The organism is Aurantiacibacter luteus (assembly GCF_001010945.1).
In the GTDB taxonomy this organism is placed as follows: domain Bacteria; phylum Pseudomonadota; class Alphaproteobacteria; order Sphingomonadales; family Sphingomonadaceae; genus Alteraurantiacibacter; species Alteraurantiacibacter luteus.
This window is the reverse complement of sequence record NZ_LBHB01000003.1, coordinates 104,464-127,664: the sequence shown is the minus strand read 5'-3', so window position 1 is coordinate 127,664 and position 23,201 is coordinate 104,464. Positions and strand designations below refer to the sequence as shown.

Below are 23,201 nucleotides of genomic sequence, written 5' to 3'. Positions count from 1 at the left end.
TCTAGCTCAAGCCCCGCACGCTGCGCAAATTCGCGTCACGCGGGTTCCAGCAGGCCGTAGGCGACCAGCGTGCCGACGATGTCCGACAGCTCCTCCTGGTCGGCCACGGAAAAGTCCTCCAGCCCCACCGAGCCCTCGGCAATGCGGGCCTGAAGCTGCCCGGCGAGATCGGCGCTCATCGGCACGCTCGACCCGGCGACCACAACGGCGTGCTCCTCGCCCTCCCCATTCTCGGCCGGAGAGGTCACGAAGCTGTAGAGGATGTGCTCGCGCACGCGGAACCGGTCGCCCGGCGCGATGCCCTTGGCCAGCGCCAGCAGCGCGCCGCGCGTGCGGGTGCCTTGGGCGCGCGCGAAGTTGCCGGAAAAGGCCGCGCGGGTGGCATCGAAGTTCGCGGTCTCGGCGATCTGGCGGATCAGCGCGCGAAAGGTCGCCTCGTTGTCGGCATCGGTGGGTTCGCCTGGCTCCGCGCCGAAGAACAGCGAGCGCGGCAGCGAATGGCGCAGGTCCGGGATGCGCAGGCTGGCCTCGGCCACGGCTTCCAGCATGAATTCGGCCCAGGTTTGCACGAGGATGCCGACGGTGATGTGCAGGCTCGGCTCGTCGCCGTGGTTGGGCGCGCGGTGGGCGGTGCCACGCGGCACGTAGAGGCATTCGCCGGCGTTCAGCACGAAACTGTCGCGCAGTTCGCCGGTGTCGTCGTGACCCTTGCGGAACCCCTCGCCCTTGTAGGGCAGGCCCTCGCGGTCGCCGTAGATCTCCCACTGCTTCGCGCCCGAGACCTGGATGACGAACACGTCGTGGTCGTCGTAGTGGATGCCGAAGCCGGTGGAGCCGGGCGGGGTGAGGTAGATGTTGGTCTGCACCCGCGCGCCGAATTCGCGTTCGAGCGCGAGGCAGAACTGGTAAAGCTTGCCGTCGGCGAAATGCAGCTGCGGCAGGATGATGGTCGCCCCGTCGCGAAAGTTGTCGAGCACCGCGCCGCGATCGACCACGCCGTTGTCGAAGGTGAAGTCGGAGGCCGGGATGCTCTCGCCCGACTTGGCCATGCTGATCGCCGCGGGCGGCAGTTCGCTGTCGGAGATAACCTCGTCGATGCGATCCATGCTGAGCAGGTCGTCGACCGCCCGGCTGCTACGGCTGGCGCGGTGCACGCGCCGCTCATAGACATCGGCAAAGAACTCCGCGCGCGAAAGCGGGGCGATGAGCATATCGAGCACGTCGCTCGCGCTGCCCTTGGCGGTGGTGGTGACGGTCATCTCTTCGACTGCGCTCCGGAACGGCGGATACACGAAGGCGGAGGCCGACTGTCGCCGACCTCACGCCAGAAATGCAGGCCCTGACGGCCAGTGACTAGGAGCAGGTGCCCCGGCCGCGCCCGCGACCGGCCTGGTCCGCGCTGTCGGCATCGGTGATGCCGCTGCGGCCGTAACCGCCGCGATCGCCCGAATCGGAATCCGAATAGCCCGAACCGCTGCCGCGACCCTGACCCGCGCAGTCGCGGTTGCTGCCGCTGTCGGAATCGGTCACGCCGCTGCCGCTGCTGCGACGACCGCCGCCGCGACCGTAGTTCGCCGCATCGTTCGAATCGGAATCGGTGTAGCCCGTGCGCCCCGCGCCCGCGCGGTCGCCCGCGTCGCTATCGGAAACGCCGGTGTGGCCGTAGCCGGCCCGGTCGTTGGCGTCGCTGTCCGTACGACCGGTGCGCTGCGCCATTGCCGGCACCGCAACCACCGAAGCTGCCGCCGCGCCGGTGACCAGCGCTACGAACGAACGACGCGAAACGGGCTTTGCCCTCTTTGCCATGAAATCCCCCTCATAAACGGTCCGGCTCCCATACCGGACAGACGGCGCAACGTATCAAACCCGCCCGCCGTGGCAAGCCATTTCCGTTTACATTTGCGAGGATTACAGCCAGCCGGCCTCGCCATACCAGCGCGCGGTCTCGGCAAGACCGGCCTCCAACCCGATCCGCGGCTGCCAGATGTCGCCGGGCACGGCGCGCTCGGCACGCGCGGTCCAGTCTGGGTGGGCCATGTAGCGGGCGCGGTCGGGCGTAAGCTTCGCCTTGTCTCCGCGCAGCTTGCGATCGAGGCGCGCGGCAGCGGTCAGAAGGCGGCCCGGCAGGCTGGGCGCCCAGACACGGCGGCCCACGGCCCGACCGATGGCATGGCCGACGTCCTGGTGGCTCCATCCGCCCGCATGGCCGTCGTCGGGCTCGAAGATGCGACCGCTCGCAGCCTCCCGGGCCGGGACGAGGTCGAGCAGCAGCCGCGCCAGGTCCTCGACATGAATGTAGGAAGCGCGGCCTCGGGGCGGCATCGGCAGCACGCACCAGCGCGCGGCGCGAAACAGCTCGAACATCTCCGTATCGCGCGGGCCGTAAATCGCGGGCGGGCGCACCACGGTCCAGTCGAGCCCGCTGACCTGCACCACCTCTTCAGCGAGGCGCTTGGAGTGGCCGTAGTCCGACAGGCCGGGTTCGCGCGCGGCGAGCGAGGAGACGTGGACGAAACGGGCAACACCGGCATCGCGCGCGGCATCGACCACGGCCCGCGTGCCATCGACATTGCCCGCTGCAAAGCCCGCCTTGTCGGGCGCGCTGACCACGCCCGCGACGTGCAGCACGGCGTCGGCACCTTGGGCGAGCCGGGCGAGCGCGGCATGATCGGCAAGGTCGCCGCGCACCCAGTCCACGCCTTCGCGCGGAGCCATGTCGCGGCGGGCAAGCGCCGTGACCTGCCAGCCGCGCCGGCCCGCCTCGTCCAGCACCGCCTGCCCGACGAAGCCGGTGCCACCTGTCAGCGCCAGCCTCATTCGCGCACCATGTGGTCGCGGTGGATCACGGCGGCGCGCGGGGCATAGCCGAGGCGCTCCGCCTGCGCCTCCTGCTTCAGGCCCAGGATCGCGCGGCATTCGGCGGCGGTATATTCGACCAGCCCCTGCCCCAGCCGTTCGCCCTTCGGCCCATGCATGGCGACGAGGTCGCCGCGTGCGAAATCGCCGTCCACAGCGGTCATGCCGGGTGCCAGCAGGCTCGCGCCCTTGCCCAGCGCCTCGACGCAGCCAGCGTCCACGGTGATGACGCCCGATGGCGCGAGACGCCCGCCGAGCCAGGCCTTGCGCGCGCTGGCATCGGCCTGCGGCACGAACAGCGTGCCAGTGCCGCTCGCAAGCAAGGCGGCGACGGGCGAGGAGGCCGTGCCGTTGGCGATGACGAGCGCGATGCCCGCCCGTTCGGCGATACGCGCTGCCTGCAGCTTGGCGAGCATCCCGCCCGATCCCAGGCCCGACGAGGAGCCGCCGTCCGCCATCGCGACGATTTCCGGGGTGACGCCTTCCACGCGCGGGACCAGCGCCGCGCCCGGCTCCTTCGGCGAGCGGTCGTAGAGGCCGTCGACGTCCGAGAGCAGCAGCACCGCCTCCGCCCCTGCCGCTTGTGCCACGCGCGCGGCGAGGCGGTCGTTGTCGCCGAAACGAATTTCCTCGGTGGCGACCGAATCGTTCTCGTTGACCACGGGGATCGCGCCCGCCTCCACCAGCCGCGCCAGCGTGGCGGCGGCATTGAGGTAGCGGCGACGATCCTCGAGGTCGCCGATGGTGACGAGCATCTGCGCGGCGGTCAGCCCGTGGGGCGCGAGCGCGTCGCACCACAGCCGCGCCAGGTCCACCTGCCCGACCGAGGCCGCGGCTTGCGCGTCGGCAAGGCTGCCGCGCCCGCCCTTTGCAAGTCCCAGCCGCGCCGCGCCGAGCGCGATGGCGCCGGACGAGACGACGATGACCTCCACGCCCTTTGCGCGCAGCATGGCGATATCGGCGGCGAGCGAGGCCAGCCATTCGACGCGAGGGCTTCCGCGCTCGACCAGCAGGGCGGAGCCGACCTTCACCACGAGGCGGCGGGCGCTGGCGAGCTGCGATGGGTCGGCGATGGTCACGCTTGCCGCCCTAGCGCCTCAGCCGAGCGGTGACCAAGGTTTCTCCGGCAACGGCTCGGCGTCGGCCTCGGGCGGCAGTTCGCTCGGCTGCTCGGTCATCGTGCGTTCGGGCAGATAGGCGAGGACGGCGTCGAGCAGCTTCTCGATCCCCGCGCCCGTCGCACCCGACACGGCGAAGACCTCGTCCGCGCCTGCGGCCTTCAGTTCGTCGGCGAAGTCGGCGGCAAGTTCGGCGTCGGCGAGGTCGAGCTTGTTCAGCACCACCAGCCGCGCCTTGTCTTCCAGCCCGGCGCCGTAGGCCTCCAGCTCGCCCTCGACGATGCGCATGGCCTCGACCGGATCGGCATCGCCGGTGCCGGAGATATCGATGAGGTGGATCAGCACGCGGCAGCGCTCGATATGGCCGAGGAAACGGTCGCCGATCCCCGCACCGTCCGCCGCGCCCTCGATCAGCCCCGGAATGTCGGCGATCACGAACTCGCGGCCCTTGTGATGGACGACGCCCAGTTTGGGCACGAGCGTGGTGAAGGCGTAGTCGCCGACCTTTGCCCGCGCGTTGGAGACGGCGTTGATGAAGGTGCTCTTGCCCGCGTTGGGCAGGCCGACGAGGCCGACGTCGGCGAGCAGCTTCAGCCGCAGCCAGACCCACATCTCCTCGCCCGGCATACCCGGCTGGTGCTGGCGCGGGGCGCGGTTGGTGCTGCTCTTGAAGCTGGCGTTGCCGCGCCCGCCCATGCCGCCTTCCAGCAGCACGACGCGCTGGCCCTCCTGCGTGAAGTCGGCGATCAGTTCGTCGCGGTCGTCGGAGAAGACCTGCGTGCCCACCGGCACCTCGATGACGAGGTCGTCCGCCCCCGCGCCATAGCGATCGCGGCCCATGCCGTGCCCGCCGCGCTTGGCCTTGAAGTGCTGGGCGTAACGGAAGTCGATGAGGGTGTTGAGTCCGGGCACGGCGACCATCACGACATCGCCGCCCTTGCCGCCGTTGCCGCCGTCCGGCCCGCCGTACTCGATATATTTCTCGCGCCGGAACGACACGGCCCCTGGGCCGCCCGGTCCGGACTTCACGAAGATCTTGGCCTGGTCGAGGAAATGCATGAGGCTGGCCTTAGACCCAGTCGAGGGTGGAAATCATCTGTTTGTTTGCGAGGCCGCCTCCGCGGCCTCGTCCTTGCTATACGTCCTCCGCTTCGCTGCGCGCCCGCTGCGGGCGGGCGGTCGCCCCTGCGGCCGGCTGGTCGCCGACCGAAGCAGTGCCCTTTGAGAAGTCCTGACCGGGCTGCAGGCCCGCAAGGCCGAACAGCCGGCCGCAGGTGCCTCGCAGCCGGAGCAAAGCCCCGGCGGAGAGATCAGCACCGAGGACGAAAGCGCGGAGGCGCTTTCGAAAAGCAAACATTCCAGTGTGGAAGCGAAGCTGAAACACTGGTGGAGCCGAGCGGGATCGAACCGCTGACCTCGTCATTGCGAACGACGCGCTCTCCCAACTGAGCTACGGCCCCGTTCCAGTGTCCTGACTTAGCCGCGAACCCGGGTGGGCGATGCGGCGAAGGCGCGCTCCTTAGCGAGACTTGTCGGCACAGGGAAGGGGAAAATCCCCTTCCCCTTTCGCCTTAGTTACCGCTGGGCTGCGCGGGCGGCACGACCACGCCGGTATTGCCCGGCAGCGGCTGCACCACGGGCGTTCCCGCGTTCGTCTCGTCGACCGGGATGACCGGCACCGCGGCGCCGGTTTCGCCGTCGGGAACGGAAATCGGATCGTCGGGGAAGGCACCCACGCCGGCCACGCCCGCCGCACGCTGCTGGGCAGCCGTACCGTAGAGCGCGACCCAGCCGGGCTGCGAGGCGCCGTAACGTGCGCCATATCGCTGGTCCCACGCGGTCGATGCGGCCTGGTATTCCTCGTAGGCCTGGAAGAACCGTTCGAACGCCATCTCGTAGCGCTGCAGGCCGGCAATGGCGAAGCTGTCGAAGTCGGTCGGCCGGGCGGCGGCATAGTCGTTCGCCACCGCCAGCGCGGCCGTGCACAGCTCGCGCCGCGCGCCGGGCGTGGCGAAGTAGTTGTAGACGCTGGTCGCGTGAGTCTCACGCGCGAGCAGGGCCGCGCGCCGATCACCGCCCGCATCGCTGCGATAGCGCGCATCGACGGCATTGTTCGCCGAATTGAGGCGCGAGGCCTCGGCGCGCAGCATCTGCGCGTAGGTATCGATGATAGCCTGGTCCTCGGGACGGGTGCAGTTGAGCGCGGCGACGTTCCAGCCGGACCGGAAATGCCACACGGCCTCGTCGGTGGTCAGCGCGGTGTTGACCGTGACCCGGTTGCCTAGCGAATCCTTCATCGGCAGGTCCATCTGGTAGGCGGCCTGCGGCGGCGGCAGCGGACGGTAGGGCACGGCTTCGACCACCGGCGGTGGGGGCGGCGGCGGCGGCGGGGGTGGCGGCGGTGGCGGCGGGGTGGCGCAGGCCGCCAGCATGGCGACGGCGGTGGCTGTGGCGACCGCCCGCACGGCGATGGTGCGGATGGTAATCGGCGGCTTGGTCATGATGCGCTTGGCTTCCTATGCTGGGACGAAACTTTCCCCTCCCGTCCCTGAAGCGGTGATGACTAACGCCCCGGACGGACAAAGAAAATGCCCGGGAAGCGTTTATGCTCCCCGGGCACGAATGTGAGTCCCGATTGCAACAATCGGACCTTGTCGCGGCAGCCTACTCGCGGCTGCCCATGAACTGCAGCAGGAAGGTGAACATGTTGACGAAATCGAGGTACAACGTCAGCGCGCCAAGGATCACCATCTTGCCCACAGGATAGGCGGCAGCGACGGCGGGGTTGGTCATGCCGGCCTGGCGCACCATCAGGTACTCGTGCTTCAGGCGCTGCGTGTCGTAGGCGGTGAGGCCCGCGAAGATCAGCACGCCGATGAACGGAATCGCCATGGCCAGACCCGAGGACTGGATGAACATGTTGGCGATCATCGCGACCAGCAGACCGATCACGCCGACGATCAGGAAGCTGCCCCAGCCCGAAATGTCCTTCTTCGTGGTATAGCCCCACAGGCTGAGCGCGGCGAAACCGCTGGCCGTGGCGAAGAAGGTCGTGGCGATGGAAGCGCCGGTGTAGATCGCGAAAACAGACGACAGCGACAGGCCCATCAGCACGGCAAAGGCCCAGAACATAAGCTGCAGGGTGCCGGTGGAAAAGCGGTCGCGCCCGAAGCTCATCGCGAACACGATGGCCAGCGGCGAAAGCGCGACGATCCAGCGCATCGGCCCGGTCATGATCTCGGCGGCGAGCCCGCTCTGCCACGTAAGCAGTGCGACGATGCCGGTGAGTAGCACGCCCGAAGCCATGTAGTTGTAGATCGAGAGCATGTGCCCACGCAGACCCGCGTCCATCGTGGTGCGCGAGGTGACGTCGCCCATCTGGCCGGGAGCGGTGCCGAAGCCCTGCCGGGTCCGGTTCTCGTTCCAGTTTGCCATTGTTTCCAAACTCCTGGTCTCCCGGTCTCACAAAGCGGACCGGATTAGTCGCAATATTGCCCTTGGTCGGCGAAATTTCAAGCGAAACCGGGGGTTTTTCGGCGGCGCGACGTTAACCGCGATCCCGCGCCTCGCGGGCCATTTCAGCGCTGCGATCGCGCGCTGCGCGCAAGGTTTTGGTGACGAGCTGGGTCAGCGCCTCGTCCTCGTCGAGTACGTCCAGCCCCTTGCGCGTCACCCCGCCGGGGCTGGCGACCATGTCGGCGAGCCTGCCCGGCCCGTGCTCGGATCGCGCCGCCAGCGCCGCCGCGCCCTCGGTCATGGCGATGGCGAGGGTGCAGGCCTGCTCCGGCGGCAAGCCGAGCCGCTGGGCGGCGGCCCCCAGCGCATCGATGAAGCGATAGACAAAGGCCGGGCCGCTGCCTGCCAGCGCGGTGACGAGGTCGAAGCGATCCTCCGCCACCCATTCGGGCGTGCCGAGCGGCTCGAGAAACTGCACCAGTGCCGCCTCAGCGCCATCGTCCAGCCCCTCCTGCGCCAGCGCGACGGGCGACTTGCCGAGCGCGCAGGCGAGGTTCGGCATGACCCGCACCACCGCGCCTGCCTGGGGAAAATGCCGTCTGAGGCTGGGCAGCTCCACGCCCGCGAGGACCGAGAGCACGCTCGTGCCCGCACCGGCAACGCCCTGTAGCGTGGGCGCGATGGCGGCCAGCATGTGCGGCTTGAAGCCCAGAACCACAGTGTCGAAGGTTCGGCCTTCGGGCACCTCGCGCAAGAGGTCCACATCCCCGGGCACGCTTTCGCGCATGGGCGTGACGACGGTGAAGCGGTCCGGCGCGAGCCCGCCCGCCAGCCAGCCTTCCAGCATGGCGCCCGCCATGTTGCCGCAGCCGACGATGAGGACCGATTCGTGCGCCATGGTGCGCCGTTTCTACGCCTCGCCCGCGGCGTCGACCAGTGCCGCGTCGAGTGCCTCCCGCGGGCCCTTGTCGCTCCAAAGGACGAACTGGAAGGCGGGGTAGAAGCGGTCGCATTCGGCAATCGCGGTGTCGATGGCGAGCTGCGCCATGTCGAGGCTCAGCATCCCGTCGTCGCCCAGCATCAGCCCGTGGCGATAGAGCAGCACGCCGCCCTGCGACCAGATGTCGAAGTGGCCGAGCCAGAGCTGTTCGTTGATCAGCGCGAGCAGCTCGAAGGCGACCTGCCGCTTGTTCTCGGCCACGCGCACTTCGGGCAGGCACAGCAGTTGCAGCACGTGATCCTCGCGCCGCCAGATCGCGCGCAGCTGGTAGGTCGTCCAACTGCCGGGGATCTCGCCGCAGACCTCGTCCTCCGAGACCTGTTCCCAGGACCAGCCGTGCGCGTCGAACATCGCCGCGAGCATTTCCACGGGGGCAGCATCCTCGCCCTCCTCGAAGGTGTGGCGCTGCGTGTTCATGGCTGCTTTCCGCGTCCCGTCGTCATGCCATGCTTAATGCGTCGTCAGGCACGATCCGCGCAATCGGGGGGTCCGAAAACGGTCGGGCAAAACTCATCTGGCCTGTTGGCAAGGTGTGGGAAAAGCTGCGCCGCCGAGGGGCCGCGCGGCTTTACCGCAAGGGCCGGATTTCCTCGCCCGCCGTGCTGGTGAAGCGGAAGGCGGAGATGCCAGCCGCGCCCAGGCGGGTGACGAATTCGTTGGCCTCGCGGGCCGAATCGAAGGGCCCGGTGAGCAGGCGATTGGTCGCGTTCCACGGCGCGGTGAATGCATCGCGGCCCTCCAGCGCGCCGTCGGAATTGCGCACCAGCCGCCGCCAGTCGAAGCGGAAGGCGGCGAGGTCCTGACCGGTCGCCACCTGCACCCAGATGCGGCTGGGGTGCGCGGGCGGCGGCGGCGGCGCGGGACGGGCGGCCGGCGCGGGCGCAGCCTCCGCTCGCACCGGCGGCGGATCGCGGCGCGGCTCGATGGTACGGATGTCGACCGCCCCGGCGCTCGGCACCACGGGTAGGGTCGTGGCGAGGGAGAAGTCGGCAAAGGCCTCGGACAAGCCGATCTGCTCGCGCGAGGGCGCGGGATCCGCTGCCACCGGCTGGCCGACCGAGAACGAGGGCCGAGCTTCCCCGGCAGGCGGGAAGCTGGCGGGCTCGCCGAGCGAGGCAACCACGACGGGCTCGGGCGCGGGCGACGGCTGGGCCTGTTGTGCCGCGACGACCTCTGCCAGCGCGGGCTGGACGGGGCGCTGGGGCGTCTGCGAGGCGGCGATTTCGGTCGACTCGATAGCGGGCAGTTCGCCGCTGCGGGAAGGCGGCGGCGTGGCGGCGGCCTGCTGCACGGGTTGCTGGACGACCGGTTGCTGGACGACCGGCTGCTGGACCACGGCCTGCTGCGCCGGAAGCTGCTGCACGACCGGCTGCGATGTCGCCTGCTGGCGGCCAAGCGGTTCGCCCGCCGGGGTCAGCCGGTCGCCGCTGCTTACGGATTGCGGCGCGGGCGCAGGCGCGGGCCTATCCAGCGCGGCGATCTGCGGCGTGTCGCGGCCCATTTCGCTGCTGGTGGGGAAGCGCCCGAGATTGGCCGCGGCAGCCTGCTGGGCGTCGGTCAGGCGGGTCATGAAGCGCAGGTATGGCTCGAGCCGGTCCGACAGGCGCGCGGGCAGCATGGTCGTGGCGATCGACACCGCCTCCTCGTCGCGCCCAAGGATGGCGAGGGCAAAGGCGCGGGTGCGAAAAGCGGCGCGGTCCTGCCGCTGCAGGAGCGGCAAGAGCGTGGTCTCCGACGCCGCGGCATCTCCCGAGATGGCATAACTCAGCGCCAGCCGTCGCACGATCTCGGCGCTTTCCTCGCGCGAGAGCGCCTGGCGATAGAAGCGCTGCGCCCGCGCCGGCTGCCCGGCCAGGTCGTAGGCAAGGCCGCGGTCGCCCGCATAGGGCCCCATCTGCACGCCCGCCGCCTCGGCGTTGTCGAACAGCTGGATCGCCGTCACCGCCTCGCCCCGGCGCACGGCGACGAGCGCGAGCGCGCTCAGCACGCGTCCGTCGTCGGGATCGATCGCCTGCGCGCGGTTAAGGAAACCGAGCGCGCCCGATACGTCGCCCAGCGTCAGCGAGGCGCGGCCGGCATCGACCAGCGCAGGCACGGAGTTGGGATTGCGCGAGAGGCGTTGCAGCGCCGCCGCCAGCTCGCCCTGCGCCGGGTCGGGCAGGGCCTGCACCACCTCCTGCTGCGCTGTGGCGGCAACGGGAACGAGGGGAGGCACCGCCAGCGCGGCGACGAGCAGGAGGGAACGCGACCGGATCATCACGCGCGCCCTATACATGGCTAACTGAACCTCGTGAGAACGATTGTGACGGCCCGCCCCCGGCTCGCGACCAGTGCGCGAGGAAGGGGGCGGGATACGCGACTACTGGTTGTTCTGGCGGCCGAGGAAGCGCGGGATGCGCATCGAGCCGCCGCCGTCACCGTCGTCGTCATCGTCCTCGTCGTCTGCCGAGCCCTGGCGCGAGAGATTAGCCATGCGCTCGAACAGCGTGCTGCCGCCCGAAGAGGGTGGCGGGGGCGCCGGGGGAGCGGGGGGCGTAGCGGGCGCGGCCCCTGCGTCCTGGCCCCCGGCGGCGCCGCCGAGCATCCGCGCGCGGCGACCGCCCGCGGGCTGTACCGGCTCGTCGGCCTCCGCAAGGCGCGTGGCATCGAGCAGCAGTTCGTCCGCCCCGGCATCGTCGTCCGCGAAATCGTCGTCGAAATCGTCGGCGGCGTAGGTTTCGTCCGCAGCCACCGGCTCTCGGCCAGCGGGCGCGGGCTCGGCGGGCGGTGCCAGGTCGAGCGTGTCGTCGTCCTCGTCCGCGGCATCGCCGTAGCCGTCGTCGTCCTGCGCACCGTAGGCGCTGTCGTCGGCGGGCTCGGCGACCGGCTCCGCAGCAGGTGCCGGAGCAGGCTCGGCCTCGTCCATCGCGCCGAGATCGAGCGTCTCTTCCTCATCGGAGAAATCGTCTTCCGCGGGGATCGGGATCGACGGGCGCGCCGGGCCCCTGCCCATGCCGCCGCCCATCCCGCTCATCCCGGCCATGCCCCGCTGGGTGGTGAGATCGAGCGGACGAGCGGCATTCTCGGCCTGCTCGCCGGTCTGCTCGATACCCGTGGCGACCACGCTGACGCGGATCTTGCCGTCGAGATCGGGATTGAACGCCGAGCCCCAGATGATGTTCGCTTCGGGGTCGACCAGCTCGCGGATGTGGTTCGCGGCCTCGTCCACCTCGAGCAGCTTCATGTCCTCGCCGCCGATGATCGAGATAATCACGCCCTTGGCGCCCTGCATCGACACGCCGTCGAGCAGCGGGTTGGCGATGGCGCGTTCGGCGGCCTCAAGCGCGCGGTTCTCGCCCTCGCCCTCGCCCGTGCCCATCATCGCCTTGCCCATCTCGCCCATGACCGAGCGCACGTCGGCGAAGTCGAGGTTGATGAGGCCCGGCATCACCATCAGGTCGGTGATCGAGCGCACGCCCTGCTGCAGCACCTCGTCGGCGAGCAGGAAGGCTTCCTTGAAGGTCGTGTCCGCCTTGGCGACCAGGAACAGGTTCTGGTTGGGAATGACGATCAGCGTGTCGACGTTCTTCTGCAGTTCCTCGATCCCGCTCTCGGCGGCGCGCATCCGGCGCGTGCCTTCGAACAGGAAGGGCTTGGTGACGACGCCCACTGTGAGGATGCCCTTGTCGCGCGCGGCCTTGGCGATGACCGGCGCGGCGCCGGTGCCGGTGCCGCCGCCCATGCCCGCGGCGATGAAGACCATGTTCACCCCGTCGAGCGCCTGCTCGATGTCGGAGACGGTCTCCTCCGCGGCAGCGCGGCCGACCTCGGGCCGCGAACCGGCGCCGAGGCCCTGCGTGATGTCCGGCCCGAGCTGGATGCGGTGCTCCGCCACCGAGGTGTTGAGCGCCTGCGCGTCGGTGTTGGCGACGATAAAGTCGACCCCCTCGATCTCGCTCTCGATCATGTTGGCGATGGCGTTGCCGCCCGCGCCGCCCACGCCGATCACGGTGATGCGGGGGCGAAGTTCCTCGACGCTGGGCGGGCCGATATTGATGCTCATCGTGATACACTCCCGGAGGGAAATAGAGTTACTTGTCGTTCACCTTGCCACAATCCGTATTGCGGCGTGAATGTATTTGCGCCTGTATCCACAGCTAGGCGCGGCCTGCAAGCACTGGCGGCACCGGCGGCGGGCATGTCAGAAATACTCCCGCATGGCCCGCCAGATACGCAGCACCGTGGCGACGGGGCCGTAGCTGGAGGTGATCGTGGTCTTCGACCCGATGGAGCGGATGTCGACCGGGTCCTCGACGGCGTAAAGCACGAGGCCCGCCAGCGTGGCGAAACCGGGCGTGGTGTGTGCCTCGGGCAGACCCTTCAGCGCCACGGGGCGGCCGATCCGCACCGGCACGCCGAGCACGCTCTGGGCGTAGTCGGCGAGGCCCGCCAGCTCCGCGCCGCCTCCCGTCAGCACCACCTGCCGCGCGCGCGCCGCCTTGCCGCTCTTGGGCTGGCTGCCGAGGAAGCCCATGCCTTCGAGCGCGCGCCCGATCTCGCGCATAAGCTGGTCGAGCTCGCCGGTGATGACTCCGATCAGTTCGGCGCGCGGCACCTCGTTGCGGTCGTCCGCGCCGCGCGCCACGGGGCCGCGGCCTTCCTCTCCCGGCGCGGTGACGGGGATCATCTCGCGGTGGTCGGTCGGGCTCGCGACCGCCGAACCGGACACGCACTTCAGCCGCTCTGCCTGGAAACGGCGGATGGAGAACGCGCTGGCGATGGCATCGGTGATGTCGCTCGATCCCTTGGGAATGGCCTTCAGGCCAAGCAGCATCCCGGCGGCATAGACCGAGACGTTGGTAACCTCGCCGCCGAACTCGACGATGGCGACGCCGAGGTCACGCTCCTCCTCCGTCAGGCAGGCGTAGCCGGTGGCGAGCGGCGAGGCGACGACGCCTTCGACCTCCAGGTGCGCGTTTTGCACCGCCTCGGTCACGTTGCGGATCGGCGCGCCGTCGGCGAGCATGACGTGGACGTCGACGCCCAGCCGTTCGGCGTGCAGGTCCTTGGGGTTGGCGACGCCGTGCGCACCGTCGAGGAAATAGCAGGCGGGCTGGGCGTGAAGCACGCTGCGGCCGTCGGGCGCGATCACGTCGCGCGCGGCCACCAGTAGCGCCTCAATGTCCTCTTCCTCGATCCGTCGCCCGCCGATGGGTATCTCGACCGGGCGGATCTCGCTGGCGAGACCCGCGCCCGAACACCCGATCCACACCGCGTCGACGCTGGTGCCCGCGAGCTTCTCCGCCCGCTCCAGCGCGTCGCGCACGGCATAGGTCGCCGCGCCCATGTCCACCACGTAGCCGCGGCTGATGCCCTGGCTGGCGCGGTGGCCGCTGCCGAGGACCTGCAGTTCGCCGTCCTCGGTGATCCCGGCGATAATCGCCGAGATGCGAAAGCTGCCGACGTTGATCGCGCCGAAAACGCGGGCGATGCGCTGCTGGCTCGCCATCAGCCCTCGCCCCCCATCGCCACTTCCTGTGCCGTCTCGCGCTCGGGCACGGTCATGTACATGCGCGGCGCGTTGCGCATGTCGAAGGCCGTCGCCTTGCCGCCGATCAGGCGATGCACGCCGTCGGCCTGGGCAAAGCTGATGAAGGCCGCCGCAGCGCGGTCCTCGCCTTCGGGCAGCGCGAGGCGCTGGTCGGTGGCAAAGGTGAGGTTCCAGCGTCGGTTGCCGACCCACTCAGCTTCCTTGACCTGGCTTTGCAACGCGGGTGCGGCGTCGAGCAGGCGGGTCAGGTCCTCCACCCGGTCCTGCGCGCCCGGCCCCTCGATCAGCAGGTATTCGCGCGCCTCGTCGCGGCTGACGGGTTCCAGCTCGCGGCCGGTGGCATCGATCAGCATCAGCCGGTCGGGACGGGCAAGCACGGCGTGGGGCTGGCGCTCGACGATATCGACGCGCAGGGTGGCGGGCAGCTGGCGCGAGACGCGCGCGTCCCTGACCCACGGCAGGGTCAGCAGCTCGCCGCGCAATCCTTCGAGATCGACGTGCGTCATGGCGAGATCCTGCTGGCCCAGGGCGCGTTCGTAGATAGTGGCGACGTTCATGCGCTCGACGCCGCTCGGCTGCACGTACTGCACCTTGAAGCCGGCATTGGCGGCCATCAGGCCCATGCGTTCCGACATCACCTCGGTCGCGCCGGAAACCTTTGCGACGACCACTGCCAGCACCAGCGCGCCGCCCAGGATCAGGACGACGAAGGTCTTTTGCAGCTGGTCCTCGGTAAAGGGCAGCAGGGCCAGCGCACTGCCGAGCAGCGAGCGGCCGCGGCTCCGCGCACCCGCCACCCGCCGCTGCGTGCCTTGCGCGCGGGCCTGCCGGCGCACGCCGGTCTGCTTGCGGGTGACCTTGCGCGCCACGTGACTAAAGCTTTCCGGCGCGGCGCAGCGCGTCCTCGACAATCATCTCGCACAGTTCCGGGTATTCGATGCCGCAATGCCGCGCCTGTTCGGGCACGAGGCTGAGTGGCGTCATGCCGGGCTGGGTGTTCGTCTCCAGCACGAACAGCCCGTCTTCGCCGCGCTCGTCGTCCCAGCGGAAATCCGTGCGGCTGGTGCCGTGGCAGCCCAGCACCTTGTGCGCGCGCACGGCGTAGCGGCGGCACAACGCGGCGATGTTGTCGGGAATGTCGGCGGGGAAGACGTGGGTGGTCTTGCCGTCGGTGTACTTGTGCTCGAAATCGTAGAAGCCGGTGTCGATGATGAGCTCGGTGACGCCGAGCGCGCGCACGCCCTCCTCGGTGTCGATCACGGCGGCGGTCAGCTCGCGCCCGCGGATGTAGGGTTCGGCGAGCAGGCGGTCGAACTGCTGCCACGGCCCCCTGGCATCGCGGGCGATGGGGTTGCCGACGTTGCTGTCCGCCGTCACGATGGCGACGCCCACGCTGCTGCCTTCGTTCACGGGTTTCAGCACATAGGGCCGCGCGATGGGGTCGGCTTCGTACAGCTCCTCGCTCGTCACGATGCGGCCGCCGGGCATGGGCACGCCGTGGGGGACGAGCGCCTGCTTGGTCAGCTCCTTGTCGATGGCGACGACCGAGGTGGCGAGGCCCGAATGGGTATAGGGCACGCCCATCAGGTCGAGCATGCCCTGCACCGTCCCGTCTTCTCCCGGCACGCCGTGGAGCGCGTTGAAGACGACGTCTGGCGCCGCCTCGGCGATGCGCGCGGCGACGTCGCGGTCCATGTCGAGCCGGGTGACTCGGTGGCCTGCGCTCTCCAGCGCATCGGCGACGCCGTTGCCGGACATGAGCGAGACCTCGCGCTCGTTCGCCCAGCCGCCCATGAGGACGAGGACGTGATATGCACGATCAAGCAACATTTAGAGATTTCCGCTCAGGCTGAGCTTGTCGAAGCCCTGCCGTTCTTTCTTGAGGTCACAACGCCATGCAAGAGAAAGGCAGCCCTCCGACAATTTCAGGGTAATCGGTTTCATTTTACCTACCATCAGGGCCGCCCCACCCGCTGGATTTCCCATTCGAGCGCGACGCCCGTCGCCTCGCTCACGCGGCGGCGGACTTCCTCGCCCAGCCCTTCGATGTCGCCGCTGGTCGCATCGCCCGTGTTGATGAGGAAATTGGCGTGCTTCTCGCTCACCTGCGCGTCACCTTTCTTCAGGCCCCGGCATCCGGCCGCATCGACCAGCTGCCACGCCTTTTGTCCCCCGGATGATTCAGGGGGTGGGTTCTTGAATGTGGAGCCGCCGGTCTTGGTGCGCAGCGGCTGGGAATTCTCGCGTGCTTCGGCGATCCGGTCCATTTCCGCGCCGATTTCCGCCGGATCGCCCTTCGTGCCCTGAAAACGGGCGGAAACGACGATTGCGCCCTCGGGCAGGCGCGAGTGGCGGTAGGTGTAGTCGAGGTCGCTGACGGGCAGGTTGATGGAGTTGCCATCGGGCAGCACCACGTCGCAGTCGATCAGCACGTCGGCGACCTCGCGCCCGTAGGCGCCGCCGTTCATGCGAACGAAGCCGCCGACCGTGCCGGGAATGCCGCGCAGGAACTCCAGCCCGGCGATGCCTGCGTCACGCGCCTGGCTGGCGACGAGGATGCCGGGCGCGCCGCCGCCGCATTCGATCACGCAGTCGCGCTTCACCTCGACGCCTGCAAAGGGCTTGCCCAGCCGCACCACCACGCCGGGCACGCCGCCGTCGCGGATGATGAGGTTGGAGCCGAGGCCCAGCGCCATCACCGGCGTGCCGGGCTCCAGCGCGGAGAGGAAGCTCGTCAGGTCCTCGATATCGGCGGGCTCGAACAGCCAGTCAGCCGCACCGCCGCTCTTGAACCAGACCAGCTTGGCGAGCGGGGCGTTGCGCGTGAGCGAGCCGCGCGCGCCCTGCGGTACCCAGCCGGAGGTGCCGGCGGGCTCCTCGTCGCTGCCGGGTGCTTCGGCCATCCATTGGTCGTCGTTCGGCTGATACGGCATCAGGCCGCTCCCGCCCGGCTGCGGAATTCGGTGACGTCGGCGGCGAGGGTTGCGGCCCACTTGGTGATATCGCCTGCGCCCAGGCACACGACCATGTCGCCCGGCGAGAGCGTTTCGCTCAGTTTCTCGGCAAGGTCTCCGGGGCCGCTCACGGCCTCGGCCCGGCGATGACCGCGCGCCTTCAGGCCGGAGACGAGCGAGTGCTCGTCCACGCCCTCGATCGGATCTTCCCCGGCAGGATAGACCGGCGCGGCATAGACGAGATCGGCGTCGGCAAAGGCGCCCTGGAAGTCCTCCAGCAGGTCGCGCAGGCGGGTGTAGCGGTGCGGCTGGACCACGGCGACGACCCTACCCTTGGCCGCATCGCGAGCGGCGGAGAGGACGGCGCGGATCTCCACCGGATGGTGGGCGTAGTCGTCGATCACCTCGACGCCCACCCCTTCGCCCATGTCGATCTGCCCGACGCGGGTGAAGCGGCGCTTGACCCCGCCGAAGCGGGCGAAGCCGGTGCGGATGGCATCGTGGTCGACGCCCATCTCCAGTGCCACGGCGATGGCGGCGCAGGCGTTCTGCACGTTGTGGCGGCCGGGCATGGGGAGCGCGATGTTGTCGATCCGGACCTCGCTGCAGTCGCGCGCGGTCTGCACCGCGTCGAAATGCGTGGTGCCGCCGTCAGGGGAGACGTTCTCGGCCCGCACGTCGGCATGGGGGGAGAAGCCGTAGGTGATGACGCGCCGGTCGCGCACCTTGGCGATGACGTTCCTGACCTCGTCATGGTCGAGGCACAGCACAGCCGCGCCGTAGAAGGGCACGTTTTCGATGAACTGGACGAAGGCATCCTTCACCGCGTCGAAGCTGCCGTAGTGGTCGAGATGTTCGGGATCGATATTGGTGACGACGGCGATGGTGCCGTCGAGGCGCAGGAAGCTGCCGTCGCTCTCGTCGGCCTCCACCACCATCCACTCGCTCGCGCCGAGCCGGGCGTTGGAGCCATAGCTCTCGATAATGCCGCCGTTGATGACCGTGGGATCGACCCCGCCCGCATCGAGCAGCGCGGCGACCATGCTGGTCGTCGTGGTCTTGCCGTGCGTGCCCGCGACCGCGACCGTCTGCTTGAGGCGCATGAGCTCGGCCAGCATTTCCGCGCGGCGCACCACGGGCACGCGCGCGTCGAGGGCGGCGGCTACTTCCGGGTTGGTGCGCTTGACCGCGGTGGAGGTGACGACGACCGCCGCATCGCCCAGGTTCTCGGCGGCATGGCCGATGGCGACGGGAATGCCCTGCGCGCGCAGGGCCTCGACCCGGGCGCTGGCACTCATGTCGGAGCCTTGCACGCTGTAGCCAAGATTGTGCATGACCTCGGCAATGCCGGACATGCCGATGCCGCCGATGCCGACGAAGTGGATCGTGCCGATCTCGGTGCCGATGGCTTTCATCGGGCGCTCTCCCTGGCAGCACCCTGCCCGACTTCCGCGCCCTGGCTGGCCCCGCGCGCATTGTTCGCGCCCACGCGGATGACCTCCATCATGTCCGCCCCGCCGAAGCTCTCGACGAGGTCGGCGAGGTCGCTGGCGGCCTGCGGACGGCCGCAGTTCCACGCGGCGTGGGCGGCGGTGGCGAGGGTGTCGGGGCGCAGCGCCATCGCGTTGATCTGCTTGGCCAGCTCCTTCGCCTCGAACCGCGACTGGCGGATCGAGCGCGCCCCGCCCGCCTTCACCATCTCGCGCGTGTTGGCGGCCTGGTGATCGTCGGTGGCGATGGGCAGCGGCACGAGGATGGCCGGGCGGCCGACGGCGGTCAGTTCCGCGATGGTCGAGGCTCCCGCGCGGCCGATGAACAGGTGCGCGTCCGCCAGCGTGGCGGCCATGTCCTCGAAATAGGTCGCGAGTTCGGCGGGGATGCCGTGGCTGGCATAGCGATTGCGGACCGCCTCGAGGTCTTCCGCGCGGCACTGCTGGGTGACCTGCAACCGGCTCCTGAGCGCGGGCGGGAGCATGGAGAGCCCGTCGGGCACCACCTCGCTCAGGACGCGCGCGCCCTGGCTGCCGCCGGTCACGAGCACGCGAAAGATGCCGTCTTCCATGAACGGCGGAAACGGCTCGTCGCGCAGCGCCAGAACGCCGGGGCGCACCGGGTTGCCGACGAGGTGGACCTTGGCACTGTGCTTCGTCTTCAGGCGGTCGACCTCGCCATAGGCGGTAGCTATCGCGTTCACGCGGCCCGCGAACAGGCGGTTGACCCGGCCCAGCACGGCGTTCTGTTCGTGGACGACGGTGGGAATGTCCATCGCCTGCGCGCCGAGCAGCGCGGGCACCGCAGGATAGCCGCCGAACCCGATGACGGCGCTGGGCTGCACCGTCTCGTAAAGCCGCTTCGCCATCGCCCGGCCCTTGAGCACGGCCATGATCGCCCTGGGCCAGCCGAGCGGATTCTTGCCGAAGCGGCCCGCCGGCAGGACGTGGGCAGTGAGGAAATCGGGCTTGCCGGGAATATTCGCCCCGCGCTCGTCGGTGACCAGCGCCACGTGGTGGCCGCGCCGCTCCAGCTCGTGCGCCAGCGCGAAGGCGGGCGTCAGGTGCCCGCCGGTGCCACCGGCTGCCAGCACGAAATGGCGCGAACTGCGAGGGACTTCGGCGCCGCTCATGCCTGTTCCTCCCGCTCGAAACCGGCGGCGAGGTCGAAGGGCTCGCGCTCCAGGTACGGGTTGCGCCGCGTCACCGCCAGCAGCATGCCCACGGTCAGGCAGATGGCGATGGTTGAGCTGCCGCCATAGCTCACCAGCGGCAGCGTCATGCCCTTACTGGGGAACAGCTGCAGGTTGACGAGGATGTTGATGAAGGCCTGCCCGCCGATCAGCGCGGTCAGGCCACTGGCGGCGAGGATCATGTAGAGCCGGTCCTCGTCGACCAGTCGCACCAGCACGCGCAGCACGATGGCGAGGTAGAGCACCACGATCAGACCGCAGGCGATCAGACCGAATTCCTCACCGATGACGGAAAAGATGTAGTCGGTATGGGCTTCGGGCAGGCGCAGCTTTTCCCGGCCCAGCCAGAAACCGGTGCCGAACCAGCCCCCGCCGCCCAGCGTGCGGCTGGCGAGATCGACATGGTCGTAGGCGGTCGGCCCGCCGAGGAAGGTGTCGATGCGGTTGCGGGCGTTGTCGTAGAACAGGTAGGCCAGCACCAGCAGCCCGACGCCCGCGCCCGAGAGGTAGCCAAGCCGTTGCAGCGGCAGCCCGGCGACCACCACCATCACCATCCAGCAGCCCGCGAACAGGATGGCCGAGCCGAGGTCGGGCTGCATCATCAGCAGCACCCCGATCAGGCCGACGAAGGCGGCGGTGATGGGCATTACAGGCAAGGTCTCGTCGCGCACCTTCCACGACAGCACCCAGGCGAGGATCAGCGCGAAGGCGGGCTTCAGGAACTCGCTCGGCTGGAGCGAGAAGCCGAGGTTGAGCCAGCGCCGCGCGCCGTTGATCTCGCTGCCCACGACGGGCACCAGCAGCAGGCCCACCAGCATGGCCGCGCCCAGCAGGATCGCACCGCGCCTGAGTTCGCGGCTGGCGACCATCGAGGTGCCGAACAGCACGATCAGCCCGACGAATTGCCAGCGCAGGTGCGCCCAGAAGAAGTAGAGCGCGGGCAGGGTCGTCTCGTCGGTGGACAGGCGGTGGGCGCTGGCGGGCGAGGCCGCGGCCACGGCCAGCGTGCCGGCCGCCATCAGCGCCAGCACCAGCCCCAACAGCCAATGGTCGATCTCGCGCCACCAGATCCTGAGGTCGCGGCGCCAGTCGCGGGCAAGGCGCGGCTGGCCGGAGGGGCCCTTGCGCTCGCCCGGACGGGGAATGAAGATCGGCCTGCCGCTCATGCACTTGCCCCTGTCGTCGCGGTGTCAAGCCCGCAGGCGGCGCGGTCGCCGCCGCAGCCGAGCTCGGCCACCAGCTCGCGGAATGTCTGCCCGCGTACCTCGAAGTCGCGGAACTGGTCGAAACTGGCGCAGGCGGGGCTGAGCATCACCACGTCGCCCGCCCTGGCCCTGCCCACCGCCCGGCGCACCGCCTCGGCGAGGAATTCGCAGCGTTCCACCTCGACACGCGGCTCGAGGATGCGCGCGAACATCTCCCCCGCCTCGCCGATGGTATAGACCGCCGCGACGTTGCCCAAGTAGGGCTGGCAGTCGTGGAGGTTGTCCTCCTTGGCGAGGCCGCCGGCGATCCAGTGAATGCGCGGGTGTCCGCCCTCCGGCGGAAAGGCGGCCAGCGCGGGCGCGGTGGAGGCGGGGTTGGTGGCCTTGCTGTCGTTGACGAACAAGATGCCGCGCGACGTCGCCACCCGCTCCATCCGGTGCGGCAGCCCGGCAAACGTCTTGAGACCCGCGTGGACCGCCTCGCGCGAGACGCCCATCTCCTGCACAAGCGCGGCGGCGATGGCGGCGTTCTGCAGGTTGTGCGGGCCCTGAAGGCTCGGCCAGTCCTTCTGCCAGGCGGACCAGGCCCAGCTGTCGACGCACACGGCGCGGCCCGGCGCGCGGCGCGCGGCTTCGGCCTGCTGCACGGCGCTGGTGGGGGCATCCTCGCAGCCGAACACGGCGAATTGCCCGCTGCCCTGCATCGCCATCAGCCGCCCCTTGGCAAAGGCATAGGCCGCGAAATCGTCGTAGCGGTCGAGGTGGTCGGGGGTGATGTTGATCAGCGCCGCCGCCTCGCAGGCGAGCGAGCGGGTGAGGTCGATCTGGTAGCTCGACAATTCGAGCACATAGACCCCGCCTTGCTCCAGCGGCTCCTCGCCGAGGATGGGCAGGCCGATGTTGCCGCCCAGCCGCGCGGGGACGCCCGCCTGCGCCAGCAGGTGATGGACAAGCGCGGTGGTGGTCGACTTGCCGTTGGTGCCGGTGATGCCGATCACCCGGTGCGGCGGCAGGTCAGGCCGGGCGAGCGCGAAGAGTTCGATATCGCCGACGATCGGCACGCCCGCGGCCGCCGCCCGCTCGCGAAGAGGATGAGTGTTGAGCGGCACGCCGGGAGAAACGACCACGCCGTCGAACCCGGCAAGGTCGATTTCCAACGGATCGGCCAGGGTGACGCGGCCAGCCAGCTCCTCTCGTGGCTCGACACGGCGATCCCAGGCGGTCACCTCGGCGCCGCTCGCCAGCAGGCTTTCTACCGCGGCCATGCCGGACCGCGCGAGGCCCAGCACGCAGTAGCGCTTCCCGGCAAAGGCGCTGCCGGTAATCACCGCAGCTTCAACGTGGCGAGGCCGAGCACGGCGAGCACGATGGCGATGATCCAGAAGCGGATCACCACCTTGCTCTCCGACCAGCCGAGCTGCTCGAAGTGGTGGTGGATCGGGGCCATGCGGAAGACGCGGCGGCCCGTGCGCTTGAACCAGAACACCTGAATGATGACGCTCGCGGCCTCGAGCACGAACAGGCCGCCGATGATGGCGAGCACGATCTCGTGGTGGCTGGCGACCGCGATGGCCCCCAGCGCGCCGCCGAGCGCGAGGCTACCGGTATCGCCCATGAACACGGCGGCGGGCGGGGCGTTGAACCACAGGAAGGCCAGGCCCGATCCCATGATCGCCGCGCACATGATGGCAAGCTCTCCCGCCATCGGCACGTGCGGGATGCCGAGGTATCCGGAAAAGTCGACGCGGCCGACGAGGTAGCAGATCAGCAAGAATGCGCCCGCCGCGATCACCACCGGCATGGTGGCAAGGCCGTCCAGCCCGTCCGTCAGGTTCACCGCGTTGCCCGCTCCCACGATCACGAAGGCGGCGAAGACGTAGTAGAACCAGCCCATCGGAATCGCCTCGTTGAACACGAAGGGGACGTAGAGGCTGGTGCTGATGTTGCTGACGATGAGGTAGCTGGCGACCCCCGCCACGGCGAATTCCAGCAGCAGGCGGACCTTGCCCGATACGCCGCGATGGCTGCGCTTGGTGACCTTGTCGTAATCGTCGAGGAAGCCGATGAGACCGAAGCCCATCGTCACGGCCAGGCAGGCCCAGACGAAGGGGCTGGCAAGGTCCATCCACAGCAGCATGGAAATCGTCAGCGCGGTCAGGATCATCAGCCCGCCCATGGTCGGCGTGCCGACCTTGGCGAGGTGGGTCTGCGGGCCGTCCGTGCGGATCGGCTGGCCCTTGCCCTGCCGCACGCGCAGGATGCGGATGAAGCGCGGACCGATGACGAGGCCGATGATCAGCGCCGTCATCATGGCGGCACCGGCGCGGAAGGTCTGATATCGGACGAGATTGAGGATACCCTCGAAATCCAGCATCTCGGCGAGGAAATAGAACATCGGC

20 protein-coding genes and 1 tRNA gene are annotated in these 23,201 nt (G+C 69.5%); all 21 read right to left on the bottom strand.

Going from position 1 to position 23,201, the window contains the following annotated elements; translation table 11 throughout:
- Positions 1 to 35: 35 nt before the first annotated feature.
- Positions 36 to 1,259, bottom strand: a complete 1,224-nt coding sequence (locus AAW00_RS14335; RefSeq protein ID WP_052761936.1) for a cupin domain-containing protein — start codon at positions 1,257 to 1,259, stop codon at positions 36 to 38.
- A gap of 94 nt (positions 1,260 to 1,353) precedes the next feature.
- Entirely contained in the window at positions 1,354 to 1,806 is a 453-nt protein-coding gene (locus AAW00_RS12295) for a hypothetical protein (RefSeq protein WP_047004734.1), read from the bottom strand.
- 102 nt (positions 1,807 to 1,908) lie between these two features.
- Positions 1,909 to 2,817, bottom strand: a complete 909-nt coding sequence (locus AAW00_RS12290) for an NAD-dependent epimerase/dehydratase family protein (protein ID WP_047004733.1) — start codon at positions 2,815 to 2,817, stop codon at positions 1,909 to 1,911.
- A complete protein-coding gene (gene proB / locus AAW00_RS12285; RefSeq protein WP_047004732.1) occupies positions 2,814 to 3,935 on the bottom strand; it encodes a glutamate 5-kinase in 1,122 nt (373 codons plus the stop codon). The genes AAW00_RS12290 and proB overlap by 4 nt, the downstream gene beginning before the upstream one ends.
- Positions 3,936 to 3,953: 18 nt before the next feature.
- Positions 3,954 to 5,033 carry an Obg family GTPase CgtA gene (cgtA, locus tag AAW00_RS12280; RefSeq protein ID WP_047004731.1) on the bottom strand — a complete coding sequence of 360 codons (1,080 nt, stop codon included), beginning with the start codon at positions 5,031 to 5,033 and terminating at the stop codon, positions 3,954 to 3,956.
- Between the two features lie 325 nt (positions 5,034 to 5,358).
- A tRNA-Ala gene (locus tag AAW00_RS12270) sits at positions 5,359 to 5,434 on the bottom strand.
- A 111-nt stretch (positions 5,435 to 5,545) separates the two neighbouring features.
- On the bottom strand, positions 5,546 to 6,475 hold the full coding sequence (locus AAW00_RS12265; protein ID WP_047004729.1) for a hypothetical protein: 930 nt from the start codon (positions 6,473 to 6,475) through the stop codon (positions 5,546 to 5,548).
- Positions 6,476 to 6,638: 163 nt separating this feature from the next.
- Positions 6,639 to 7,409 (bottom strand): Bax inhibitor-1/YccA family protein, encoded by a 771-nt coding sequence (locus AAW00_RS12260; RefSeq protein WP_047004728.1) that lies wholly within the window; start codon positions 7,407 to 7,409, stop codon positions 6,639 to 6,641.
- A 112-nt stretch (positions 7,410 to 7,521) separates the two neighbouring features.
- Positions 7,522 to 8,328, bottom strand: coding sequence for a pyrroline-5-carboxylate reductase family protein (locus AAW00_RS12255; protein ID WP_047004727.1), 807 nt, complete (start codon positions 8,326 to 8,328; stop codon positions 7,522 to 7,524).
- Between the two features lie 12 nt (positions 8,329 to 8,340).
- On the bottom strand, positions 8,341 to 8,847 hold the full coding sequence (locus AAW00_RS12250) for a type III secretion system chaperone family protein (protein WP_047004726.1): 507 nt from the start codon (positions 8,845 to 8,847) through the stop codon (positions 8,341 to 8,343).
- 151 nt (positions 8,848 to 8,998) lie between these two features.
- The gene (locus AAW00_RS14330; protein WP_162199431.1) at positions 8,999 to 10,687 is read right to left on the bottom strand and encodes a tetratricopeptide repeat protein; all 1,689 of its coding nucleotides are present in this window, start codon (positions 10,685 to 10,687) and stop codon (positions 8,999 to 9,001) included.
- 102 nt (positions 10,688 to 10,789) lie between these two features.
- The gene (gene ftsZ / locus AAW00_RS12235) at positions 10,790 to 12,472 is read right to left on the bottom strand and encodes a cell division protein FtsZ (RefSeq protein ID WP_047004723.1); all 1,683 of its coding nucleotides are present in this window, start codon (positions 12,470 to 12,472) and stop codon (positions 10,790 to 10,792) included.
- Positions 12,473 to 12,610: 138 nt separating this feature from the next.
- Positions 12,611 to 13,918, bottom strand: a complete 1,308-nt coding sequence (ftsA, locus tag AAW00_RS12230) for a cell division protein FtsA (protein WP_047004722.1) — start codon at positions 13,916 to 13,918, stop codon at positions 12,611 to 12,613.
- Positions 13,918 to 14,829, bottom strand: a complete 912-nt coding sequence (locus AAW00_RS12225; protein ID WP_047004721.1) for a cell division protein FtsQ/DivIB — start codon at positions 14,827 to 14,829, stop codon at positions 13,918 to 13,920. The genes ftsA and AAW00_RS12225 overlap by 1 nt, the downstream gene beginning before the upstream one ends.
- Positions 14,830 to 14,833: 4 nt before the next feature.
- Positions 14,834 to 15,790, bottom strand: coding sequence for a D-alanine--D-alanine ligase (locus tag AAW00_RS12220; RefSeq protein ID WP_047004720.1), 957 nt, complete (start codon positions 15,788 to 15,790; stop codon positions 14,834 to 14,836).
- A 125-nt stretch (positions 15,791 to 15,915) separates the two neighbouring features.
- Positions 15,916 to 16,863, bottom strand: a complete 948-nt coding sequence (gene murB / locus AAW00_RS12215) for a UDP-N-acetylmuramate dehydrogenase (RefSeq protein WP_047004831.1) — start codon at positions 16,861 to 16,863, stop codon at positions 15,916 to 15,918.
- 29 nt (positions 16,864 to 16,892) lie between these two features.
- Complete coding sequence (murC, locus tag AAW00_RS12210; protein WP_047004719.1) at positions 16,893 to 18,329, bottom strand: UDP-N-acetylmuramate--L-alanine ligase; 1,437 nt, start codon at positions 18,327 to 18,329, stop codon at positions 16,893 to 16,895.
- Entirely contained in the window at positions 18,326 to 19,537 is a 1,212-nt protein-coding gene (gene murG, locus AAW00_RS12205) for an undecaprenyldiphospho-muramoylpentapeptide beta-N-acetylglucosaminyltransferase (RefSeq protein WP_047004718.1), read from the bottom strand. The genes murC and murG overlap by 4 nt, the downstream gene beginning before the upstream one ends.
- Positions 19,534 to 20,763 carry an FtsW/RodA/SpoVE family cell cycle protein gene (locus AAW00_RS12200; RefSeq protein WP_082125066.1) on the bottom strand — a complete coding sequence of 410 codons (1,230 nt, stop codon included), beginning with the start codon at positions 20,761 to 20,763 and terminating at the stop codon, positions 19,534 to 19,536. Before AAW00_RS12200 ends, murG begins: the two co-directional genes overlap by 4 nt.
- Positions 20,760 to 22,130, bottom strand: a complete 1,371-nt coding sequence (murD, locus tag AAW00_RS12195) for a UDP-N-acetylmuramoyl-L-alanine--D-glutamate ligase (RefSeq protein WP_047004717.1) — start codon at positions 22,128 to 22,130, stop codon at positions 20,760 to 20,762. Before murD ends, AAW00_RS12200 begins: the two co-directional genes overlap by 4 nt.
- The gene (gene mraY / locus AAW00_RS12190; protein WP_047004716.1) at positions 22,127 to 23,197 is read right to left on the bottom strand and encodes a phospho-N-acetylmuramoyl-pentapeptide-transferase; all 1,071 of its coding nucleotides are present in this window, start codon (positions 23,195 to 23,197) and stop codon (positions 22,127 to 22,129) included. Before mraY ends, murD begins: the two co-directional genes overlap by 4 nt.
- Positions 23,198 to 23,201 lie beyond the last annotated feature (4 nt).

Coding starts and splice junctions, on each gene's coding strand:
- murG (WP_047004718.1), bottom strand. CDS start 19,537: ATGAGCGGCGCCGAAGTCCCTCGCAGTTCGCGCCATTTCGTGCTGGCA.
- ftsA (WP_047004722.1), bottom strand. CDS start 13,918: ATGGCGAGCCAGCAGCGCATCGCCCGCGTTTTCGGCGCGATCAACGTC.
- AAW00_RS12200 (WP_082125066.1), bottom strand. CDS start 20,763: ATGAGCGGCAGGCCGATCTTCATTCCCCGTCCGGGCGAGCGCAAGGGC.
- AAW00_RS14335 (WP_052761936.1), bottom strand. CDS start 1,259: ATGACCGTCACCACCACCGCCAAGGGCAGCGCGAGCGACGTGCTCGAT.
- AAW00_RS12290 (WP_047004733.1), bottom strand. CDS start 2,817: ATGAGGCTGGCGCTGACAGGTGGCACCGGCTTCGTCGGGCAGGCGGTG.
- AAW00_RS12250 (WP_047004726.1), bottom strand. CDS start 8,847: ATGAACACGCAGCGCCACACCTTCGAGGAGGGCGAGGATGCTGCCCCC.
- AAW00_RS12260 (WP_047004728.1), bottom strand. CDS start 7,409: ATGGCAAACTGGAACGAGAACCGGACCCGGCAGGGCTTCGGCACCGCT.
- murC (WP_047004719.1), bottom strand. CDS start 18,329: ATGAAAGCCATCGGCACCGAGATCGGCACGATCCACTTCGTCGGCATC.
- mraY (WP_047004716.1), bottom strand. CDS start 23,197: ATGTTCTATTTCCTCGCCGAGATGCTGGATTTCGAGGGTATCCTCAAT.
- AAW00_RS14330 (WP_162199431.1), bottom strand. CDS start 10,687: ATGATCCGGTCGCGTTCCCTCCTGCTCGTCGCCGCGCTGGCGGTGCCT.
- murB (WP_047004831.1), bottom strand. CDS start 16,863: ATGGCCGAAGCACCCGGCAGCGACGAGGAGCCCGCCGGCACCTCCGGC.
- AAW00_RS12255 (WP_047004727.1), bottom strand. CDS start 8,328: ATGGCGCACGAATCGGTCCTCATCGTCGGCTGCGGCAACATGGCGGGC.
- AAW00_RS12220 (WP_047004720.1), bottom strand. CDS start 15,790: ATGTTGCTTGATCGTGCATATCACGTCCTCGTCCTCATGGGCGGCTGG.
- cgtA (WP_047004731.1), bottom strand. CDS start 5,033: ATGCATTTCCTCGACCAGGCCAAGATCTTCGTGAAGTCCGGACCGGGC.
- ftsZ (WP_047004723.1), bottom strand. CDS start 12,472: ATGAGCATCAATATCGGCCCGCCCAGCGTCGAGGAACTTCGCCCCCGC.
- AAW00_RS12295 (WP_047004734.1), bottom strand. CDS start 1,806: ATGGCAAAGAGGGCAAAGCCCGTTTCGCGTCGTTCGTTCGTAGCGCTG.
- AAW00_RS12265 (WP_047004729.1), bottom strand. CDS start 6,475: ATGACCAAGCCGCCGATTACCATCCGCACCATCGCCGTGCGGGCGGTC.